General features: G+C 24.3%; 19 protein-coding genes. 12 read left to right on the plus strand and 7 right to left on the minus strand.

Annotated features, from left to right (window positions below):
* The first annotated feature begins 97 nt into the window (after nucleotides 1-97).
* Nucleotides 98-769 (plus strand): deoxynucleoside kinase, encoded by a 672-nt coding sequence (locus ACQW0Y_RS01550; protein WP_427867434.1) that lies wholly within the window; start codon nucleotides 98-100, stop codon nucleotides 767-769.
* On the plus strand, nucleotides 739-1284 hold the full coding sequence (hpt, locus tag ACQW0Y_RS01555; protein WP_427867435.1) for a hypoxanthine phosphoribosyltransferase: 546 nt from the start codon (nucleotides 739-741) through the stop codon (nucleotides 1282-1284). The genes ACQW0Y_RS01550 and hpt overlap by 31 nt, the downstream gene beginning before the upstream one ends.
* A 19-nt stretch (nucleotides 1285-1303) precedes the next feature.
* Here hpt and ACQW0Y_RS01560 read toward each other — a convergent pair whose 3' ends face one another.
* Nucleotides 1304-3208 carry a hypothetical protein gene (locus ACQW0Y_RS01560; protein WP_427867436.1) on the minus strand — a complete coding sequence of 635 codons (1905 nt, stop codon included), beginning with the start codon at nucleotides 3206-3208 and terminating at the stop codon, nucleotides 1304-1306.
* A gap of 182 nt (nucleotides 3209-3390) precedes the next feature.
* Here ACQW0Y_RS01560 and ACQW0Y_RS01565 point away from each other — a divergent pair, with 182 nt between their 5' ends.
* The 4 genes from ACQW0Y_RS01565 to ligA are packed head-to-tail and all read left to right on the plus strand — an operon-like array spanning nucleotide 3391 to nucleotide 8170.
* The gene (locus ACQW0Y_RS01565) at nucleotides 3391-4194 is read left to right on the plus strand and encodes an energy-coupling factor transporter ATPase (protein ID WP_427867437.1); all 804 of its coding nucleotides are present in this window, start codon (nucleotides 3391-3393) and stop codon (nucleotides 4192-4194) included.
* Nucleotides 4179-5207, plus strand: a complete 1029-nt coding sequence (locus tag ACQW0Y_RS01570) for an ATP-binding cassette domain-containing protein (protein WP_427867438.1) — start codon at nucleotides 4179-4181, stop codon at nucleotides 5205-5207. Before ACQW0Y_RS01565 ends, ACQW0Y_RS01570 begins: the two co-directional genes overlap by 16 nt.
* A gap of 1 nt (nucleotide 5208) precedes the next feature.
* Nucleotides 5209-6159 carry an energy-coupling factor transporter transmembrane component T family protein gene (locus ACQW0Y_RS01575; protein WP_109246674.1) on the plus strand — a complete coding sequence of 317 codons (951 nt, stop codon included), beginning with the start codon at nucleotides 5209-5211 and terminating at the stop codon, nucleotides 6157-6159.
* 1 nt (nucleotide 6160) lies between these two features.
* Nucleotides 6161-8170, plus strand: a complete 2010-nt coding sequence (gene ligA / locus ACQW0Y_RS01580) for an NAD-dependent DNA ligase LigA (RefSeq protein ID WP_427867439.1) — start codon at nucleotides 6161-6163, stop codon at nucleotides 8168-8170.
* Here ligA and ACQW0Y_RS01585 read toward each other — a convergent pair.
* From ACQW0Y_RS01585 to ACQW0Y_RS01595, 3 genes are all read right to left on the minus strand, one after another.
* A complete protein-coding gene (locus tag ACQW0Y_RS01585) occupies nucleotides 8167-9510 on the minus strand; it encodes an MAG0480 family ComEC-like protein (protein ID WP_427867440.1) in 1344 nt (447 codons plus the stop codon). The genes ligA and ACQW0Y_RS01585 overlap by 4 nt on opposite strands.
* Nucleotides 9435-9947, minus strand: coding sequence for an MAG0490 family ComEA-like DNA-binding protein (locus ACQW0Y_RS01590; RefSeq protein WP_427867441.1), 513 nt, complete (start codon nucleotides 9945-9947; stop codon nucleotides 9435-9437). The genes ACQW0Y_RS01585 and ACQW0Y_RS01590 overlap by 76 nt, the downstream gene beginning before the upstream one ends.
* A 102-nt stretch (nucleotides 9948-10049) precedes the next feature.
* On the minus strand, nucleotides 10050-10781 hold the full coding sequence (locus ACQW0Y_RS01595; protein ID WP_060823258.1) for a YebC/PmpR family DNA-binding transcriptional regulator: 732 nt from the start codon (nucleotides 10779-10781) through the stop codon (nucleotides 10050-10052).
* Nucleotides 10782-10871: 90 nt separating this feature from the next.
* On the opposite strand from ACQW0Y_RS01595, the gene holA reads away from it, so the two are divergent.
* The 6 genes from holA to ACQW0Y_RS01625 all read left to right on the plus strand — a co-directional run bounded on the left by holA (nucleotide 10872) and on the right by ACQW0Y_RS01625 (nucleotide 16222).
* Nucleotides 10872-11840, plus strand: coding sequence for a DNA polymerase III subunit delta (holA, locus tag ACQW0Y_RS01600; protein ID WP_427867442.1), 969 nt, complete (start codon nucleotides 10872-10874; stop codon nucleotides 11838-11840).
* A gap of 12 nt (nucleotides 11841-11852) precedes the next feature.
* Nucleotides 11853-13358 (plus strand): alpha-amylase family glycosyl hydrolase, encoded by a 1506-nt coding sequence (locus ACQW0Y_RS01605; RefSeq protein WP_427867443.1) that lies wholly within the window; start codon nucleotides 11853-11855, stop codon nucleotides 13356-13358.
* A gap of 67 nt (nucleotides 13359-13425) precedes the next feature.
* Nucleotides 13426-13950: an MHJ_0274 family protein gene (locus ACQW0Y_RS01610; RefSeq protein WP_427867444.1), complete on the plus strand. Its 525-nt coding sequence runs from the start codon at nucleotides 13426-13428 to the stop codon at nucleotides 13948-13950.
* Nucleotides 13937-14842 (plus strand): CDP-diacylglycerol--glycerol-3-phosphate 3-phosphatidyltransferase, encoded by a 906-nt coding sequence (gene pgsA, locus ACQW0Y_RS01615; protein WP_427867445.1) that lies wholly within the window; start codon nucleotides 13937-13939, stop codon nucleotides 14840-14842. Before ACQW0Y_RS01610 ends, pgsA begins: the two co-directional genes overlap by 14 nt.
* A 161-nt stretch (nucleotides 14843-15003) precedes the next feature.
* Complete coding sequence (gene rpmG, locus ACQW0Y_RS01620) at nucleotides 15004-15156, plus strand: 50S ribosomal protein L33 (protein ID WP_004414614.1); 153 nt, start codon at nucleotides 15004-15006, stop codon at nucleotides 15154-15156.
* A gap of 16 nt (nucleotides 15157-15172) precedes the next feature.
* Nucleotides 15173-16222 (plus strand): aminopeptidase P family protein, encoded by a 1050-nt coding sequence (locus ACQW0Y_RS01625; RefSeq protein WP_427867446.1) that lies wholly within the window; start codon nucleotides 15173-15175, stop codon nucleotides 16220-16222.
* A gap of 55 nt (nucleotides 16223-16277) precedes the next feature.
* On the opposite strand, the gene ACQW0Y_RS01630 is transcribed toward ACQW0Y_RS01625, so the two are convergent.
* The 3 genes from ACQW0Y_RS01630 to ACQW0Y_RS01640 form a co-directional block, all read right to left on the minus strand.
* Nucleotides 16278-16871: a hypothetical protein gene (locus ACQW0Y_RS01630; RefSeq protein WP_427867447.1), complete on the minus strand. Its 594-nt coding sequence runs from the start codon at nucleotides 16869-16871 to the stop codon at nucleotides 16278-16280.
* Nucleotides 16864-16995, minus strand: a complete 132-nt coding sequence (locus ACQW0Y_RS01635; RefSeq protein WP_427867448.1) for a hypothetical protein — start codon at nucleotides 16993-16995, stop codon at nucleotides 16864-16866. The genes ACQW0Y_RS01630 and ACQW0Y_RS01635 overlap by 8 nt, the downstream gene beginning before the upstream one ends.
* A 273-nt stretch (nucleotides 16996-17268) precedes the next feature.
* On the minus strand, nucleotides 17269-18114 hold the full coding sequence (locus ACQW0Y_RS01640) for a deoxyribonuclease IV (protein ID WP_427867449.1): 846 nt from the start codon (nucleotides 18112-18114) through the stop codon (nucleotides 17269-17271).
* Nucleotides 18115-18125: the final 11 nt, after the last annotated feature.

Below are 18125 nucleotides of genomic sequence, written 5' to 3' on the forward strand. Positions count from 1 at the left end.
GGGCATTTGATTATTAGTAATTTTTTTTATTTTTTTGCATTTTATATTAAAACTTTTTAGTAAAATAAATTAAATAAATTTTAATAAAGAGGTGTTTATGATAATTGGTGTTAGCGGTATGATTGCCGCAGGTAAAAGTTCCCTTTCTAAAAAATTAGTTGAACATTATCCTAATTCATTACTTTTACATGAATTCGAAGAAAATGATGAGGTATTTAATACATTTTTAAAATGATTGTATGAAAAAAGACCTAATTTAACCATAGGATTTCAAAGCTATATTATTGAAAACCATTCTTCTAAATTTGCTGAAATTTTTGATGAATTGAAAAATAAGCCAAATGTTGATCGTCATTTATTTTTAGACAGATTTTCAATTGAACATTATATTTTTGCTAAATTAATATTAAAAGAAAAAGAACCAAAATATTTAGAAGCCTATGATGCGTTATTCAATAAACTAATTACAAAATCAGAATTGCCTGATTTAGTAATATTTTTAGATATAAATTTTGATACTTTTAAAAAGAGAATTTTTGAAAGGGGTAGAAAATCTGAAGTAGATAATTGAGATTTAAATTATGCATATTTCAAAAATTTACATGAGAATTATTACAAAACATTTAAAGAGTTAGCCGATAATTTTCAACTTAATTTCAGAACAATTGATACAAATAACTTAACTGAAAAAGAAGTTTATGATCAAGTAATTAAAATTATTGATGAGGAGGAAAAACAATGTCAAATGAGACAATTGATCCAAGAATAGATAAAATACTTTTTACACAGGAACAATTAGAAGACAAAATCGTTGAATTAAGCCACTGAGTTAATGAAACATATAAGGATTCTAATAATTTAATTATTGTAGGTCTTTTAAAGGGTTGCTTACCTTTTTATGCACAATTAATAAAAACTATTAATATTGATTTTATTTCAGACTTTATGATTACAAGCTCATATGGCGGAAAAGATAAGTCTTCTGGAAATGTTAAAATTATTTTAGACCTTGTTAATAATATTGAAGGCTGCGACGTTTTAATTGTTGAAGACGTAGTTGATACAGCTAGAACAATGACTAAAGTTGTATCTATATTGAAATCAAGAAATCCAAAAAGTTTAAAAGTACTTACTTTATTAAATAAACCTAGCGGAAGAGTTGTAGATTTTGAACCTGATAACTTTGGTTTTTTAATTCAAAAAGAAGACTTTGTAGTTGGTTTTGGATTTGACTGAGAGGAAAAACTTCGCCAATTACCATATATAGGAACAATAAAAAAATAGCTTTTGAAAAGCTATTTTTTTATTGTGAACTTTCACGATCTGTATAAAAGAATCATGAAATTGTTTTAGGAATTGTAATTACCTGTTGTTGAGAAGAATGAATTGATACCTCTAAATTGATATTTATTAAAAATGTCACTCTATTTTCGTTAACACTTTCGATTGAAATAGATTCAAAAGTTACATTTAGATTATTAATTTCAAAATAATCACCATTATTAAACATATCTATTCTTGTACCTTCGTTTATACAGTCTTCTATACTTCTACCGTTTGCATTTAATTGAAGTATCGAATTTTTTCTATATTCTAGTGTTTCTGTGTTATTGTTTTGATTTTGTATCATTCTTAAAAATACAAAAGAATCACCTATACTTCAATTATTTCTAATTCAATTAGAATCTAGAGTAAAATTTTGAGAAGGATTGTTTAAATATTCCTGTCTAACTTTATTAATAAAAGATTTACTTGAATTTTCTCATGGTTGATGGAATATTAAAACAAAATTATTTAGATATTCATTTGTTAACTTTTTAAAACCCTTGACACTAATTGTTTTACCTTTTGAATTAATTTCTCTACCATTATCATTATATTTTAAATTAAAACTTATTTCTGCAGTTCCAGCATAATCGTCAATTGTTAAATTTTGATTTGCTAATTCAATTTTTTCTGAAGCACTAAAATAGTTTTCCTCAGAATTATCAACATAATTATGAGCAATTTTTTTTGTATTTCTAAATAAATATAATAAAGAGGATGCAAACTTACCATTATTATCAACTGCTTTCTCATTTAATTTATTATCAATGATATAATCTAAAATTTCTTTTTTTGTTATTTCTTTATCTTTAATTTGTTTTCTTAAAACTTCAACTCTAGCAGTTACTTGTCTCTCTTCTTGATTTAATTCCTTCTTTTTATAATTTATATTTAGAACAAAATTAACATTTTCCTTGTTTTGTTCATTTGAAAAGCTAACACCATTTTCAAATGAGTATAATCCAGGATTATCCTTTGTTAGTTTTATTAAATCGACACTTTCACCATTAGAATTTAAGAAGTTTATTGTTAAATAATCCATTAAGTTTGCATTATTTAGTTGATTAATATCTTTTTTTTCCTCTATTAATTTATTTTTATTTAATGAAATTGTTAATAAATTTTGATTAATTATTTCAACTTTTTTAAATCCTGATAAAGAAGCATGTTTATTTGCGAAGGTTTGCTCGCCAATTTGATAATCAAATTTAATTGAAATAGTTCCTGTTGATTCATCATAAGATTCTACCGCTAAGTTTGAAACAGTAACGTTATCTTTCTGTTTTTCTGACACTAATTTTTCAATAGCTTTGCTTACTTCCATTTGACTGTCTAATTCGTATAAGTGAACTAAATTACCATATTTATCAGCTGTGATTCCATTTACAACAGAAGGTTTTTCAGTTCATTGTGAACTTGAGTAAAAATTAAAGTCGAAAAATCTTACAACACTTTCTGAAAAAATATTATTTTCTTCATCCTTTAATCTAAAAACCAAAGAAACTTCATTATTTTGAATTCTTGTTAAACTAATTTTTTCAAATTTATATTTTGCATCTAAATTAAAGTGATAATTTTCGATCTTTAAAGCTTCTTCAATTGTGTTTTTTGTTTTATCAAACTCGATAACTAATTTTTGTGCTGCTTCATTAATTTCTCTTGTTTTTTCTCTAATGCGTTCTTCTTCAGTTTGTTCGTTTGAGTTACCATTATCATTTTGGTTTGAATTATCATTTTGACCACTATTTCCACCACTATTTTCTCCACCATTTTCGCTTCCTGAATTAGTATCATTTGAACATCTGGCAGATAAAATTGAAACTGGAATTAATGTACTTGCCAATCCACTCAAAACAACTAAAAGTTTTTTATTTTTTTTCATAATAAGTCCCCTTTTCTTAATAGTTGTTTAATTATACACATGTTTTAAAAAATAAAAGTTTTTTTCTTTACTAAATTAGTATTTGCACATTAAATGCATTAATATTTATATTAATGAATATTAATTTAAAACGATTTCTAGTTTTTGCAATCTTAAATTAATAAATGTATATAATTATTTTTATGATTGAAATCAAAAAACTTAGTTATAAATATCCAGGAAGTAAAAAATTAACATTAGATAATATAAATTTCACAATAGAAGATGGTCAATACGTTGCAATTTTAGGTCATAATGGGTCAGGTAAAAGTACATTTTCTAAATTGTTAGCCGCAATTTACAAAGCTACATATGGAAAAATAATTATTGATGGAATGGAAATTAATTCTGAAAACCTAAGAGAAATACGTAAAAAAATAGGTATCGTTTATCAAAATCCTGATAACCAATTTATTGGGGCTACAGTTGAAGATGATATTGCTTTTGGTCTTGAAAACAAGAAAATGACCGTTGATGAAATGGAAGAAATTATTAAAAAATATGCTAATGAAGTTGGGATGGGCGATTTTTTAGATCGTGAACCACAAAATTTATCGGGGGGGCAAAAGCAAAGAGTAGCTATTGCCTCTACTTTAGCATTAGATCCTAATATTATTATTTTTGATGAAATAACTTCTATGCTAGATCCTAAAGGAAGAAATGATATTTATAAGATAATTCATAATTTGCATGAAAGAACTAATAAAACATTAATTTCAATTACACATGATATGGACGAGGCACTACTGGCTGATAAACTTATTGTTTTTTCAGGTGGAAAAGTTATAGCTCAAGGAAAACCTATCGAAATATTAAATGATAAGGAAATTATTGAAATAGCTAAAATAGATTCACCTTTTATTTACAAATTAAGTGAAATGATTAAAGGTATAAAACCCACATATGAAGAAAAAGAATTATTGGAGACTTTATGCAGATTAAAGTAGAAAATATAAGTAAAGAATACAATAAAAAGTTACCAACATATATAAAAGTATTAAATAATGTTTCTGTGACTATAAAAGAAGGTGAAGCTATTTCTATAATAGGTCCAACAGGTTCAGGAAAAACTACATTAATCGAACACCTTAACGCTTTAATTATTCCTGACGAGGGGTCAATACACTTTAGCGATATTCCATTATATAAAAAAATGAGTAAGCCTAAAATTCCTAAACAAACAAAAGAAGACACTAAAGAAGTATATGAAAATAAGCTAAATGAGTATAAATTAAAACTAGAACAATTTAAAAAATTAGATAAAAAAAATAGAATAGAAATAGTTTATACAGATGTAGATATTAGAAAAAGTAAGAAAAAAATTAAAAATGTTAAGGCTTTAAGAAAACAAGTTGGGGTTGTTTTTCAATTTGCTGAATATCAATTATTTGAATCAACAATTGAAAAAGATATTATTTTCGGACCAATTTCAATGGGTGTAAAAAAAGATAAAGCAAAAGAACTTGCTGAAAAATATATTGAAATGGTTGGATTACCACTTGACTATTTAAAAAGAAGTCCATTTAATTTATCAGGTGGTCAAAAGCGTAGAGTGGCATTAGCTGGAATTTTAGCTATGGAACCAAAGTTTTTAGTTTTAGATGAGCCTACAGCAGGTTTAGATCCACAAGGTGTTGAAGAAATGCTTCAATTATTTTACAATCTATATGAAAAAGGAATAACAATTATTATAGTAACCCATGATTTAGATAATGCTTTAAGATGAACCAAAAGAACATTGTTTGTAAAAGAAGGTCAAATTATTAAAGATGGCGATACCTATGAAATTTTGAGCGATAATAAACTGTTAATTGAAAATAATTTAATTCCTACAAAGTTGCTTTCTTTTGTTGAAAAATTAAATCAATTGGGTTTTAATATCGGGAAAGTAACTAATATTGAGCAATTAGCTGAAAAGATTAACGAAAATTTAAAAAATAATAAAAAGAAGGGGATATAAGATGAATAAAACAATTATTGGTAAATATCTGAATATCGATACTCCTATTCATAAATTAGATCCCAGACTTAAATTCTTAGCAAATATATTATTTATAATTTTATTTTTTGTTTCAGAACACTACATAACTTTATCAATTTTAGTTGTTTTTAGTATGGTCTTATATGCAATTTCTACAAAATCTATAAAATCATTATTTCAAAAAATTAAGTTACCAATTTACATTGCCATATTTTTACTCTTGGTTAATATGCTTACGGTTAAGGGAGCTGTAATGTATTATGATCTAGATAAGTATGTACCATTATCTTCTGAAGTAAATGCTGACGCTTATTTAATTTATCGTGGAAAAATAATTGTTAATGTAACATATTTTGCTCCTAATAATGATATAAATAATATTTTTCAACTGACGTTATTTTCAATTCATCGAACAATTACCATCATGTTAAGAATTTATGGAGTTATTTTAATTACCACAATCTTAACAGTAACAACAAAGCCAGTACTTTTAACAAGAGCAATAAATAACTTACTATATCCTTTAAAACTTTTTAGAATACCTACTGAAATTATTACAATGATTATTTCAATAGCATTAAGATTTATTCCAACTCTCCTTGAAGAATCAAGCAGAATTATGAAAGCACAATCTAGCCGTGGTGTCGACTTTAAAAATGGTAATATTAAGGATAAAATTAAATCATTTATTGTTTTAATGATTCCTCTTTTTGTTTCTTCATTTAATAAAGCAAATGACTTAGCTGATGCTATGACATCTAGAGGTTATGAACCTTATTCAAAAAGAACATATTATAGACAATTAGCTCCAAACTGAAAAGATTTATTAGCAACATTAATTTTAATGGGCTTAACTAGTTTAGTTGTAGTATGTGCTATAGAACAAATAAATCTTCCATCATGATGACTAGCTACTTTCCAAAAGGTTTAATATGAATGAACAAAATAAAATAATAAAGAAACAAATTATAGATCTTCAAAACAAGATTAGCGAATGAGATAAGTATTATTATGATTATGATAATCCGCTTGTTTCAGATGAAATTTATGATACAGAATTTAATAAATTAAAAAAACTTGAAAGTGATTTTAGTTTTCTTTTTTCTAAGGAAGAACTCGAAAAATCACCGACAAATAAAATCAATGCTAATGCTTTAAAAATATTTACTAAAGTTAGTCATGATAAACCAATGCTTTCCTTAAATAAGGCTTACACAATTGAAGAAATAGAAAAATTTATAGATAATATTGAAAAAGTTACAAGTAAATTTTCTTTTTTTATTGAACCTAAAATTGATGGTCTTTCTATTTCACTAAAATATGAAAATGGTATTCTAAAACAAGCACTTACAAGAGGCAATGGAATTATAGGGGAAGATGTTACAAATAATATCTATCAAATAGAAAATGTTCCTAAAAAGATTAATTACCAAAAAGAATTAGAAGTAAGGGGTGAAATATATCTTCCTATAGATAAATTTGATGAATTAAATACCAAACTTATTAAGGAAAATAAGAACGCAATGGCTAATCCTAGAAATGCTGCTGCCGGAACATTGAGACAATTAAATCCTAGAATAGTAGCTGAAAGAAAATTATCATCGTTTTTATACTATGTTGTATCGCCTGAAAATCATGAATTAAAAACAATGGAAGAATCATTTAATTTTTTAAAAAAATTAGGATTCAATGTTTCTAATCAATCAAAAAAAATTAATTCAATTAGTGAAATTAAAGAATTTATAAAAAAATTTAAGAATGAAAAACAAAAATTAAATTATGAAACTGATGGGATAGTTATAAAACTTAATGAACTGGAATTTTATGATAAGTTAGGCTATACAGCAAAGTTTCCACATTTCGCAATTGCTTTTAAATATGAGCCAGATATAGCCTCAACTATTTTAAAAGATATTTTTGTAACAGTAGGAAGAACTGGCTTGGTTACTTATAATGCTTCTCTTAATGAAGTTGAATTATCAGGGACAAAAGTTAATTTTGCTACCTTAAACAATTACGATTTTATTAAAAAACTAAATATAAACGTTAACGACGAGGTTTATGTAAAAAAAGCAGGGGAAATAATTCCTTGCATAATTGGTTTAGCAAATAAAAATAATTTTGAAGAATTTGTTCCAATTGAAACCTGTCCATATTGCAATAAAGATTTGACTTTTAATGAAACAAAATTAGAACAATATTGTTTAAATACTCAATGTCCTGAAATAAAAATTAGAAAACTTATTCATTTCGCTTCAAAAGAAGGTCTGGATATTAACTCACTAGGTGAAAAAAATATTATATTTTTTAATAAACTGGGTTATATTAAAAATCTTTTAGATATTTTTAAACTTTATTTATTTAAAGATGAATTGATTCAAAAAGACGGATTTGGAGAAACTTCAATAAATAAAATTTTGAATTCAATTGAAGAATCAAAAAATAAGTCTTTGGAAAAGTTGTTTTTTGCTCTTTCAATTCCTTTAATCGGTCAGAAAACCGCACGTTTTTTAGCATCAAAAATTTTAAAATTTGAAAATGTCTTAGATTTTGACTTTACAATATTTGAAAACTATCATGATATTGGACCAAAAATTACCACACAATTAATTGAATGGTTTGGTTCTTTAGAAAACAAGCAATTAATTCTTGACTTAATCAACTTAGGTGTTAACCCAATATACAAAGAAAACACTAAGAGCGAAATTTTAAAAGGTTTTTCATTTGTAATTACAGGAAAATTATCAAAGCCAAGAAGCCATTTTGAAAAAATAATTTTAGAAAATGGCGGGCAAGTTCTTTCTTCAATATCTTCAAACATAAATTATTTATTAGTGGGTGAGGATGCAGGAAGCAAACTATCAAAAGCAAAAAAACATAATGTTCAAATAATTAATGAAGAACAATTTAATATTATACTTTCAAACAACAATAACTCTTAGCCTAAGATAGGCTGGAGTTTTATTTTATTTAAAAACAATAATAATGAAGTAAAAATAAAACAATAAACTCAATCAATTCTAAACTTTATAATATAACTAGCGTCACTTAATAAATTTAGAATAGCATCAAAAATTAATAAACTTGTTTCTATTACAAAATTTATTTTGAAAAAAAGTAATGTAAAAATATAATTGAAAGAAACAATTGGAATTAAAAAAATTTGAATAAAGAATGAAAAAATATTGTAGCCTTCACTAAAAGTATGTATTAAAAAGGTAGAGTAAATATGAATAACAATTAACACAAAAGTGCTTCTTAAATAATAGTTTTTTCCTTTTAAAAAATCAACCGTTATAAATATTGACAACGTTATTAAGAAAGAAAGAATAAAAGAATAAGAAAATATTGAAAAAGGTTTATAAACAGTTAATATTAAAGCTGTTATAGATAATAAAGATATATTATTTAATTTTTTATTAAAAACGTTTTTATTTAAAAATATTAAGATTAAAAAAATTAACGAACGACTTGCGCTAAGATGAAAGTTTATTGCTACTAAATAGATAATTAACAACCCAACACCAATAAAGTCTTCGACAAATATTTTTCTTTTAATTTTCGAAAATAGTTTAATTACAGTTAAATAAATTAAATTAAAATGAAATCCACTTATTGTAAAAAAATGAATAATATTTAAATTACTTAGTTTGTTTACGACATTACCATTAGAAAGATAATTGTTTAAAACTATGATATTCAAATACTCTAAAACAGTTTCATTTTTTGAAGAAAAAAGACTTAGCTTTTGAATTTGATAATCAAAATTAATTTTTACAATTTTAATATCAAAAAATATTTCATTGCTTAAATTAAAAAGTGTTAAATTGTTGATTTTCTTAAGTGTTCCCTTTATTTTAAAAAAATACTCAAAATTATTTTTTAAATCTAGATTAAACTTAATAATTTTTTTAGGTATTCTAAATAGAAAGTTTTTATATTTAAATATTAAAAATGATTTAAAAATTTTGTAAACTTTAAATTTTTCATTTATCTCATAATTATCAAACTGATAAATCAAAGTGTAGTAAATAGTATATGCTAAGAATATCATTAAGAAAAATACAAAATATAAAAATCAGAATTTAGTTTTAAAAAGATTAAATAAACAAATAAGAAATAAACTAACAGAAACTAAAACTGTATTTATTTTTAAAATCAAAACAAATGTTATTAATGCAGCTATTAAAGAAGGCAAGATGCAATCTATATATCGACGTTTTCTACTAATATCAAGTAGGTTTTTTCACCAATACCAGGTATTTTTAAGATTTCATCTCATTTTTTTATTTCATTGTTGGATATATAATCAAAAACTTTAATAGCTATATTTCTTTTTATTCCAAGATTAACCAATGTTTCGTAACCATTAATATCTTTAACTGTTATTTTTGTATTTTTCGAATAAGGAATAGTAATCTTCTCTCCATTTTTTAATTTTTGTTTTTTATTAAATTCCTTAAGATTAGCGCCAGATTCCAAGACCGCTTCTTTAATTAAATCAAGATAGATTGCCCCGTCTTTAAAAGTATATTCACCAGGATATTTAACAGCCCCATCAATATAAACAGTTAAATATTCGTTATCCGCTAATTCCACAAGACTATTCCTTTTTATAATTTCATTTTTTACAACTATTGCACCAACAAGAATAGAAGATGAAAATATAAACATTCCAAGTGTTAAAAAAATTTTCTTTTTATTAAGTTTTAATTTCATAATTTAATAATCCCTGTTATTTTCTTAAATCTCGCAAAAAAGCGAAAAAAAAGAGAAAATAAAAAAGCCGATATCAATTGGCTTTAAATTATTATTGTTTTATTAAACTAAATCAGCGTTGTGTCAAACTTCTTGAATATCTTCATCATCTTCTAATAAATCAACAAACTTTTCAAGTTGTTCCATTTTTTCTTCATCTACTTCAACATCAGAGTTTGAAATATATGTAACTTCAGCAGTTGAATAATTTTCAATTTTAAATGTTTCATCTAAGGCTTGCTTTACTTTTTGGAAATCAGATGGTTGAGTAGTAATAACGTATAAATCTTCTTCTACTTGAAAATCTTCAGCGCCAGCATCTAATACAGTCATCATTACTTCTTCTTCAGAAGCAAGTTCTTTAGAAAATTCAATTAAACCTTTTTGATCAAAAACATATGGTACTGTTCCTTGTTTTCCTAATTGTCCATTATATTTATTAAAGTAATGTTTTATATTTGAAGCTAAACGGTTAAAATTATCTGTTAAACAACTAACAACGAAATTAATTCCTCCAAATGCTGTTCCAGAATATAAATAACTTTGAAAATTAGCCCCTTCTTTTGATCCACCTGAAACTTTTGAAATTGCTTTTTCAATATTTGCTTTAGGCATAGATTTTGCTTTAGCTTTTGCAATTGCTAATTTTAATGCTGGGTTTGAATCAGGGTCTGGTCCGCCGATTGTTGCAGCTACAATTATTTCCTTAGAAAATTTTTGAAACATTTGTGCTCTTTTTGAATCCATTGCTGCTTTATGATGTTTTGTTGTTGCTCATTTTGAATGTCCTGACATATGCGTACTCCAATCTTTTTTAGTTAATATTAACGATATTTGTTTATTATACCAAAATTTTATACTTTCATAATATAATAAATAGCGTATATGTATTTAATTAAGGGCGACGAAGATTATTTTATTAGAAAAAAAATAAATGAAATAATTGATAATGAAAAAAACGGTAATTCAGAAGATTTAGAACTGATTAAGTTCTATGATTTTTTCGCATTAGAAGAGCTGGCAGATGTATTAAATAATACTGGTTTATTTTTTAATAAAAAAATAATTATTATTAAAAATCCTTTTATTTTTAATACTAAAAGCAAATTTGCGAAAAATTTAATTGAAGAATTTATTAATTTAATTAAGGGTTCGATTAGTGATCCTAATATAGTATTTATTTTTACTCAAGAAATTTATAAATACGACAAAAATTTTAGTCCTTCTTTGGCTTTTAATTTTATTAATAAGAATAGTAAAATAATTCAGGTTGAAAAAATAAATGAAAGCAGATTATTTTCTTTCGTTAACACAATGATCAAAGAAAAAGGTGGAAAAATTAACGAATCTACACTTTTTAACTTTTTAAGTTCAATGCCAAATAATTTAAGCTTAATAGAAAATGAAGTAGATAAATTGCTTTTAATTAATAAAGAAATAACAAATGATATTGTTAATCAAAATAATTTTTCTGTTGCTAATAATATTGAATTTGCATTAAGTGATGCTATATTGAAGTGAAATAGTCCCGAATCAATTATTAAAAGCCTAAATCAACAATTAGAATATGGAATTGATATAAGTTTAATTCTTTCTCAAATTTCAACGATTTTATTAAACACAAAAAGTATAAGTATTTTAAAAAAACAAAATATTAGTAATGAAGAAACTTCGAAAATCATAAATATTCATCCATATAGAGTTAAACTTCATTGAGATTTCTTTTTAAAAATAGGTGAAAAAAAATTAAATGAAATGATAGCTAATATTTCACAAATTGATGTGAATTATAAATTAGGCGAAATTTCAAGTGATACTTTTATTGGTTTAATCAATATTTTCTTATTAAAATAAAAAAGGATAGAAATGAATTTATCAAATAAAAAAATAATTTTATACGAACTAAAACTAGAAAACTTTTTAGATACTAATAAAAGTGGATTTGGAGATTTTAAAGGTGTTGAATTAAAACTAGACTATTTTAAACAATTAGGAATAAATGTTGTTGCTTTTGATGATATTTTAAACCAATATCAAAATGAATTTGATTTAGATTCAATAAAGAACAAATTTGGTTCAATTAAAGATTTCGCTAGAATAGTGAAAAAATTTAAAGAAAATGAAATAGAAATCGCACCAATAATAGATTTAAAAAATATTAAACAGTCTTTTATTAACTGAAATAATATGATGAGTTTGTATGATTTAAATGAAAAGCAAACAAATAAATATTTAACAAAGCTAGATCCTTATTTAATTAATAAAAGTATCACAAACACAACTTTGTATGAATTAACAGACTTTATCAAATATTTTGAAAATGTATTGGATTTCTATTTAAAATTAAATACTTCAACAATTATTTTAGATAACTTTGAATTTCTTGCTTTTGATAGTTTAAAAGATGAAGATAAACTTAAATTTATTACTGATTTATATAAAATTATAAAAAGAAAAAAACCAGAAATGAATGTAATTTTAAAATCACATAATAATAATTTGGGTTTATATAAAAAAATGCTTTCATTAGAAAATAAATGTTTAGATTATTTATACTTAACATGAATTTCAACAATTGGAAATAATGATTTTTTAAAGAAAAACAAGAAAAGTTGCTTAAATTTTAATTTAGTTTTTAAGTTTTTATCAGCTTTCAAGGATGATTCTAATGTTATTATTTCTTTTGGTTCTGACTTATCAGGACGAATAATTTCAAAATGAGGAAACGAAAAAGCATATTTTACCGAGTCAGTCAAAAGTTTTATGATGCTATTATATTCAGGAAATAATTCAATTGGTATATATTATGGCGATGAAATTGGTTGTTTAAGAGCTAAATTTAATTGAAAATTCGACTTTAATAATGAAAATTACAATGAAGAAAAACGTTTTTATCAATCAAAAAATGTTAGCTTAGAAAAATATTTTACATATAACTGTTATTTTAATAAATGATCTTCATATATTCAAATGCCTTGAAATAGTAATAAAATATTTAACCAAAATAATAAAAACATTTTTCTTCCAATAAATTTTGAACATAATAATGTTGAAAGTCAAACAAAAAATAAGGATAGCACCATTAACTTTGTTTATTTTTTAAATAAATTAGTTTTTAATTCTGATTTTTCTTTATTTTTCAAAAATAAGAATGTGATTTTAGAACATAATAATGGAATATTTAAAATTAAGCATACTATTAACCAACAAAAAATTATTTTTCTTATAAACCTAACAAATAATCATCGAAAGATAATTCCTTATAACAATTTTTCAATATTAGCAAGTTCTTATGCTAATAAATTTTATTCAGAAATACCCAAAGAATTAGGGCCGTTTGAAAGCTTAATTTTATACAAACAAAAAAATTAATTTGAATTTATTTATAATAAATTTAATATAAAAATATATAATTTTTAAAACTAATTAAGGAGATACTATGCAAGGAAATGGACAAGTTATAGTTTATACATTGCTTTCGGTAGTTTTATTATTAATAATTGCTTACATTGTTTGAAAAGCTACTAAAAATAAACGTGCTAAGAGAAAAGCAGAAAAATTAGAAAATAAGAAAAACGCTGAAACTTTAGCTTTATATTATGATTTTATAATTACATACAAACATGTTATTGATTTTACAAAGCAAGAATTAAATAAATTTGTTGAAAAAGAAACATTATATAAAATGGGTCAAATTAAAGAAGGTGCAAGAAGACTTTTATTAAAATTAATTAACAGAGATGATTTTGCTTTCTTTTTTAAAGATGATGAAAAATATAGTCTTTTTGTAGAAAATGCTGAATTATTAACAATCACTCAACCTAATTTATGAGAGAAAAAAATTAATAATGTACTAGAGTTTTTCGAAAATCAATACAATAGCATTCCTGAAGAAAAAAGAAATAATAACTTAGAAAAAATTACTTTAGAATCTATTGAAAGACAATTCTATGAAGAAAAATAAAAAACAACTAGAAAAAACTAGAAAACAAAATAAAACAAGGTTTGGTGTTGCAAACTGATTAACAGTATTAAGAATTATTTTAATGATTCCATTTATTATCTTAATGTCTACAGCATTCTTGTTAGTAACAAAATTTAATGGAACATTTTGATATGACGGAATAAAAATTGTTGGTGAACAAAAATATTCAATAGCATTGTCTGCAATTTATTGAATTAATGTTTTAATTTTTATTACTGCAATGATTACTGATTTTATTGATGGATATGTAGCAAGAAAAACAAAGACTGTTTCTAACTTCGGGAAAATATTTGATCCAATTGCTGATAAGATAGCTACAACATTAATGCTTTTATTTATTTCATTAATGAACTATTCATATTTACCAATAGTGATTCTATTCATTATTAGAGATATATTTGTGGACGGAGCAAGAGTATATGCTGTTAAAAAGGATATTAAAGTAGCAGCAAATTGATGAGGAAAAATCAAAACAATTGTTGTTTCATTAGCAATTATTGCAATCGCTGTCTCGGCTCCTTGATTTACCAAAATTGATTCTGACACTGGAAAACATGTAACTAATAATTTATATTTATTGTATGTTAACATTCCTTTAATTTTAGGACTTGTTTTAGCTTGAATCAGTGGAATAATATACTTACGTAAATATCTAAAGGGAATTACTAAGCAATATATATTAGATATTGAAGCACAGAAAAATAATGTAAAAGAGAAAGAAGAAATTTCTAAAGAAGATATAGTTATTGAATCTGCGGAAGTTAAAAATGAAGAGAACGAAGAAATGAAATTAGGTTCAGAGAATTCAAAGAGTAAAGATAAAAATAATTCTGATCAAATTTCATATGACGAACCTTTCTTTAATAGTTAGTTGCAATTCAACTAACTATTTTTTTATAAATTCTTTAATAATCAAGTAAGTTTAATTGTACAAAAACACTAAATTAAAACGTTTTTATAATATAATTTATTATTATTTTTAATATATTTATTATTAAATATATTCACATAAAATTAATCAGGAGGAAAATTATGCCAAGAGAAGGTTTAACATTAAGATGTGAATCATGTAAAATGGAAAACTACATTACAAAGAAAAACAAAAAGTTACACCCTGAAAAAATGGAAGTAACAAAATACTGTCCAAAATGTAATGCACACACAGGTCACAAAGAAAAGAAATAAGTATTAGGAGTAAAAAATGCTAAAACAAGAAATAACCAAAATTTTTGATGATTTAAAATTAGATGCAATTATTTCAGAAGCACCACAAACTACATTATGATATGCTGGCGTTCAAACAAGTGATGGTTTTATCGTAATTGAAAAGGATAAAGCTTATTTATTTGTTGACGGCAGATACATTGAATATGCAAGTAAGTTTGCAAAGAATGTTGAAGTTATTTTATTAGAATCAAATGGAAATACATTAGCTAATTTCTTAGAAAAAAAGAAATATGCAAATGTTGGTATCGAAGCAGATTATTTACAAGTTCAAACATTAGAATATTTTAAACAAATGTTGCCTAAAGCTAAATTCCATAATTTAAAAGGTAAACAATTTAGAATTAAAAAAGACCAAGAAGAATATGAACAAATAGAAGAAGCTTGTTTAATTTCATTACAAGCTTTTGAGGAATTTAAGAAAATCTTAGTTGAAGGTATGACTGAATTAGAAGCTTCAAATAAATTAGGATATTTAATGCGTTTATTTGGTGCAGAAAAAGAATGTTTTGAATCAATTATTGCGTTTGGCTCAAATGCTGCTGAACCACATCACCACCCAACAAACCGTAAATTAGTGGATGGCGATATTGTTAAGGTTGACTTTGGAGCTCAATACAAAGGTTGAGCAAGTGATATTACCAGAACATTTTTCTTTGGAAAACCTAAATCCCCAGAATTAGTTACAATTTTAGATATTGTAACCGAAGCACAAAGATTAGGAAGAGAAGCAGTTAGACCAGGTATTGAAACATCTGAAATCGATAAAATTTGTAGAGATTATATTGAATCAAAAGGTTATGGTAAATTCTTTACTCACTCTACCGGACATGGTGTTGGTATTGATGTTCATGAACTACCAGGTGTAGGAAGAAGATCAGGTAATGTTGTTTTAGAAGAAGGGATGGTTATTACCGTTGAACCAGGAATTTATGTTAAAGATCTTGGTGGAGCTCGTGTAGAAGACACTATTCTTGTTACTAAAACAGGTGCTAAAGTATTAAGCAGACCAGAAGATTATAAATAAATAATAATAAAAAGTTGCTTTGTTTAAGCAACTTTTTATTATTTACTTTTTTAAATTATAAGTAAAGTTTCTTATGAACTATTTTACCATAGTGATAAATTTGAAATATTGAAATAAGCGTAAATAAACTACTTGAAACAAAAAGCACCGCTTCAATTCAAATTATATAGTTGTAATAGATTATTGCAATTCTTAAATTATCTTTTTTAACTATCCCACCTTCTCATCATCCATATTTTAATGTTCACAAAACAACATCAATCGAATGAATTAAAATACCAACATAAATAAAAGATAAGAATAATAAAAATGAGTTAATTGAAAATAAAATTATTGATATTATTTTATCTTGTTTATTATTTGTTTTAATTTTAGTTCAGAATTTTACAAATAATACAATAAAGAAAATGGTTAAGACAGATAAGATGACTAATATTGAAATTCTAAATCCTTTGAATCAAAAAATTTCAACACCTTCTTCGTAGTTTTCGAATTTATTTGCTGCAGATCTTGCTTGAGTGTTTAGGAAATCTTGAGTATACAATAAAGTAACTATAAAAAATATTGCTAATATTATCGAATAGATTGTTAGCCCTAAAACTCATTTTGATTTGGAAATATTTTTTTCAAGACAAATTGATTTATCCATAAAAATGATGATATCCTTTCGATAAAGCTCCAAAGAATCCTAAAATGATTCCGATTATAGAAAGCACTGTTGCTATAACAACTATTGCAATAATAATTTTTTTCTTTTTACTAATTTTATTCATTATTAAAAACCTTCTTTTAAACTTTTTATCTAAAAATTTATTTAAAAACAAACTTAATGATTATTTACTTATTAAAAAGCAATAATTAATCATCAAGCACTGACGAAATTGATAATTGATATAAAAATCCTTTTTATTCATAATTATTTATCCTTTTATAGTGTTTTTATTATAGTTCTTTATAAAAAAAAGATTAAAATTCAATTTATTTATTGACAAAAAAATAAAAAAAAGCAAAAGTTTAAACTTTTTGCTTAACTTTTTTGCTCTTTTTTAAAATAATGTTGGTTCGCTTTCGTTTAATAATAAAGCTATTTCTTCTTTATAAGGAGGTTTATTATTTATATATGGCGTTTCTAAAATAATTGGTATATTATCAAAGTCTTTATCAAATACAAATTTTTGCAATGTTTCTAGCCCAATGTAACCTTTATCAATATTAGCATGACGATCTTTTTTAGCACCTAACGGATTTAAAGAATCGTTTAAATGTAAAACTTTAATATATTTTAAAAAATCATTATCTTTTAAATATTTTTTAAAATTATCATAATCCTTAATATTGTAACCGGCATCTCAAATGTGGCATGTGTCTAGGCAGATAGCAACACGTTCAGATTTAACCTCTTCAATTACATCTCTTAAAACTTCAAAACTATTGCAATAATTAGTTCCATTTCCTGCCATTGTTTCTAAAGTAATAACTACATCTTTAGTTTGCGCAAGAATTTGTTTTAAAGAAGAAACTAAGCTTGCTTTAGCTTGTTCTTGTGAATAAATTGTATGAGATCCAGGGTGAAGAACCAAATATTTAGCACCAATATAATTCATTCTTTTTATATCTGAAACTAAAAAGTTAATTGCAAACTTTGATTTTTCAGGATTTGATGGATTAACAATATATGGAGCATGAATTACAATATCTTCTGGTTTTACTTTAGAAGAATATAATTTAAGATATTCATCAAGTTGATAATATTGCTTATCAACACGATAAGTAGATTGATTAGGGCCTAAATAAATCATCATACAATTTGCTTTATTTTCAATTGATTCCCTTGCTGAACCTAATAAATAATCAGGTTTTGCAAATGAAATATGACTACCTAATTTAATCATATTAAAATCTC

It is taken from the genome of Mycoplasmopsis arginini (genome assembly GCF_965278885.1).
Classification (GTDB): Bacteria; Bacillota_I; Bacilli_A; order Mycoplasmatales; family Metamycoplasmataceae; genus Metamycoplasma; species Metamycoplasma arginini_B.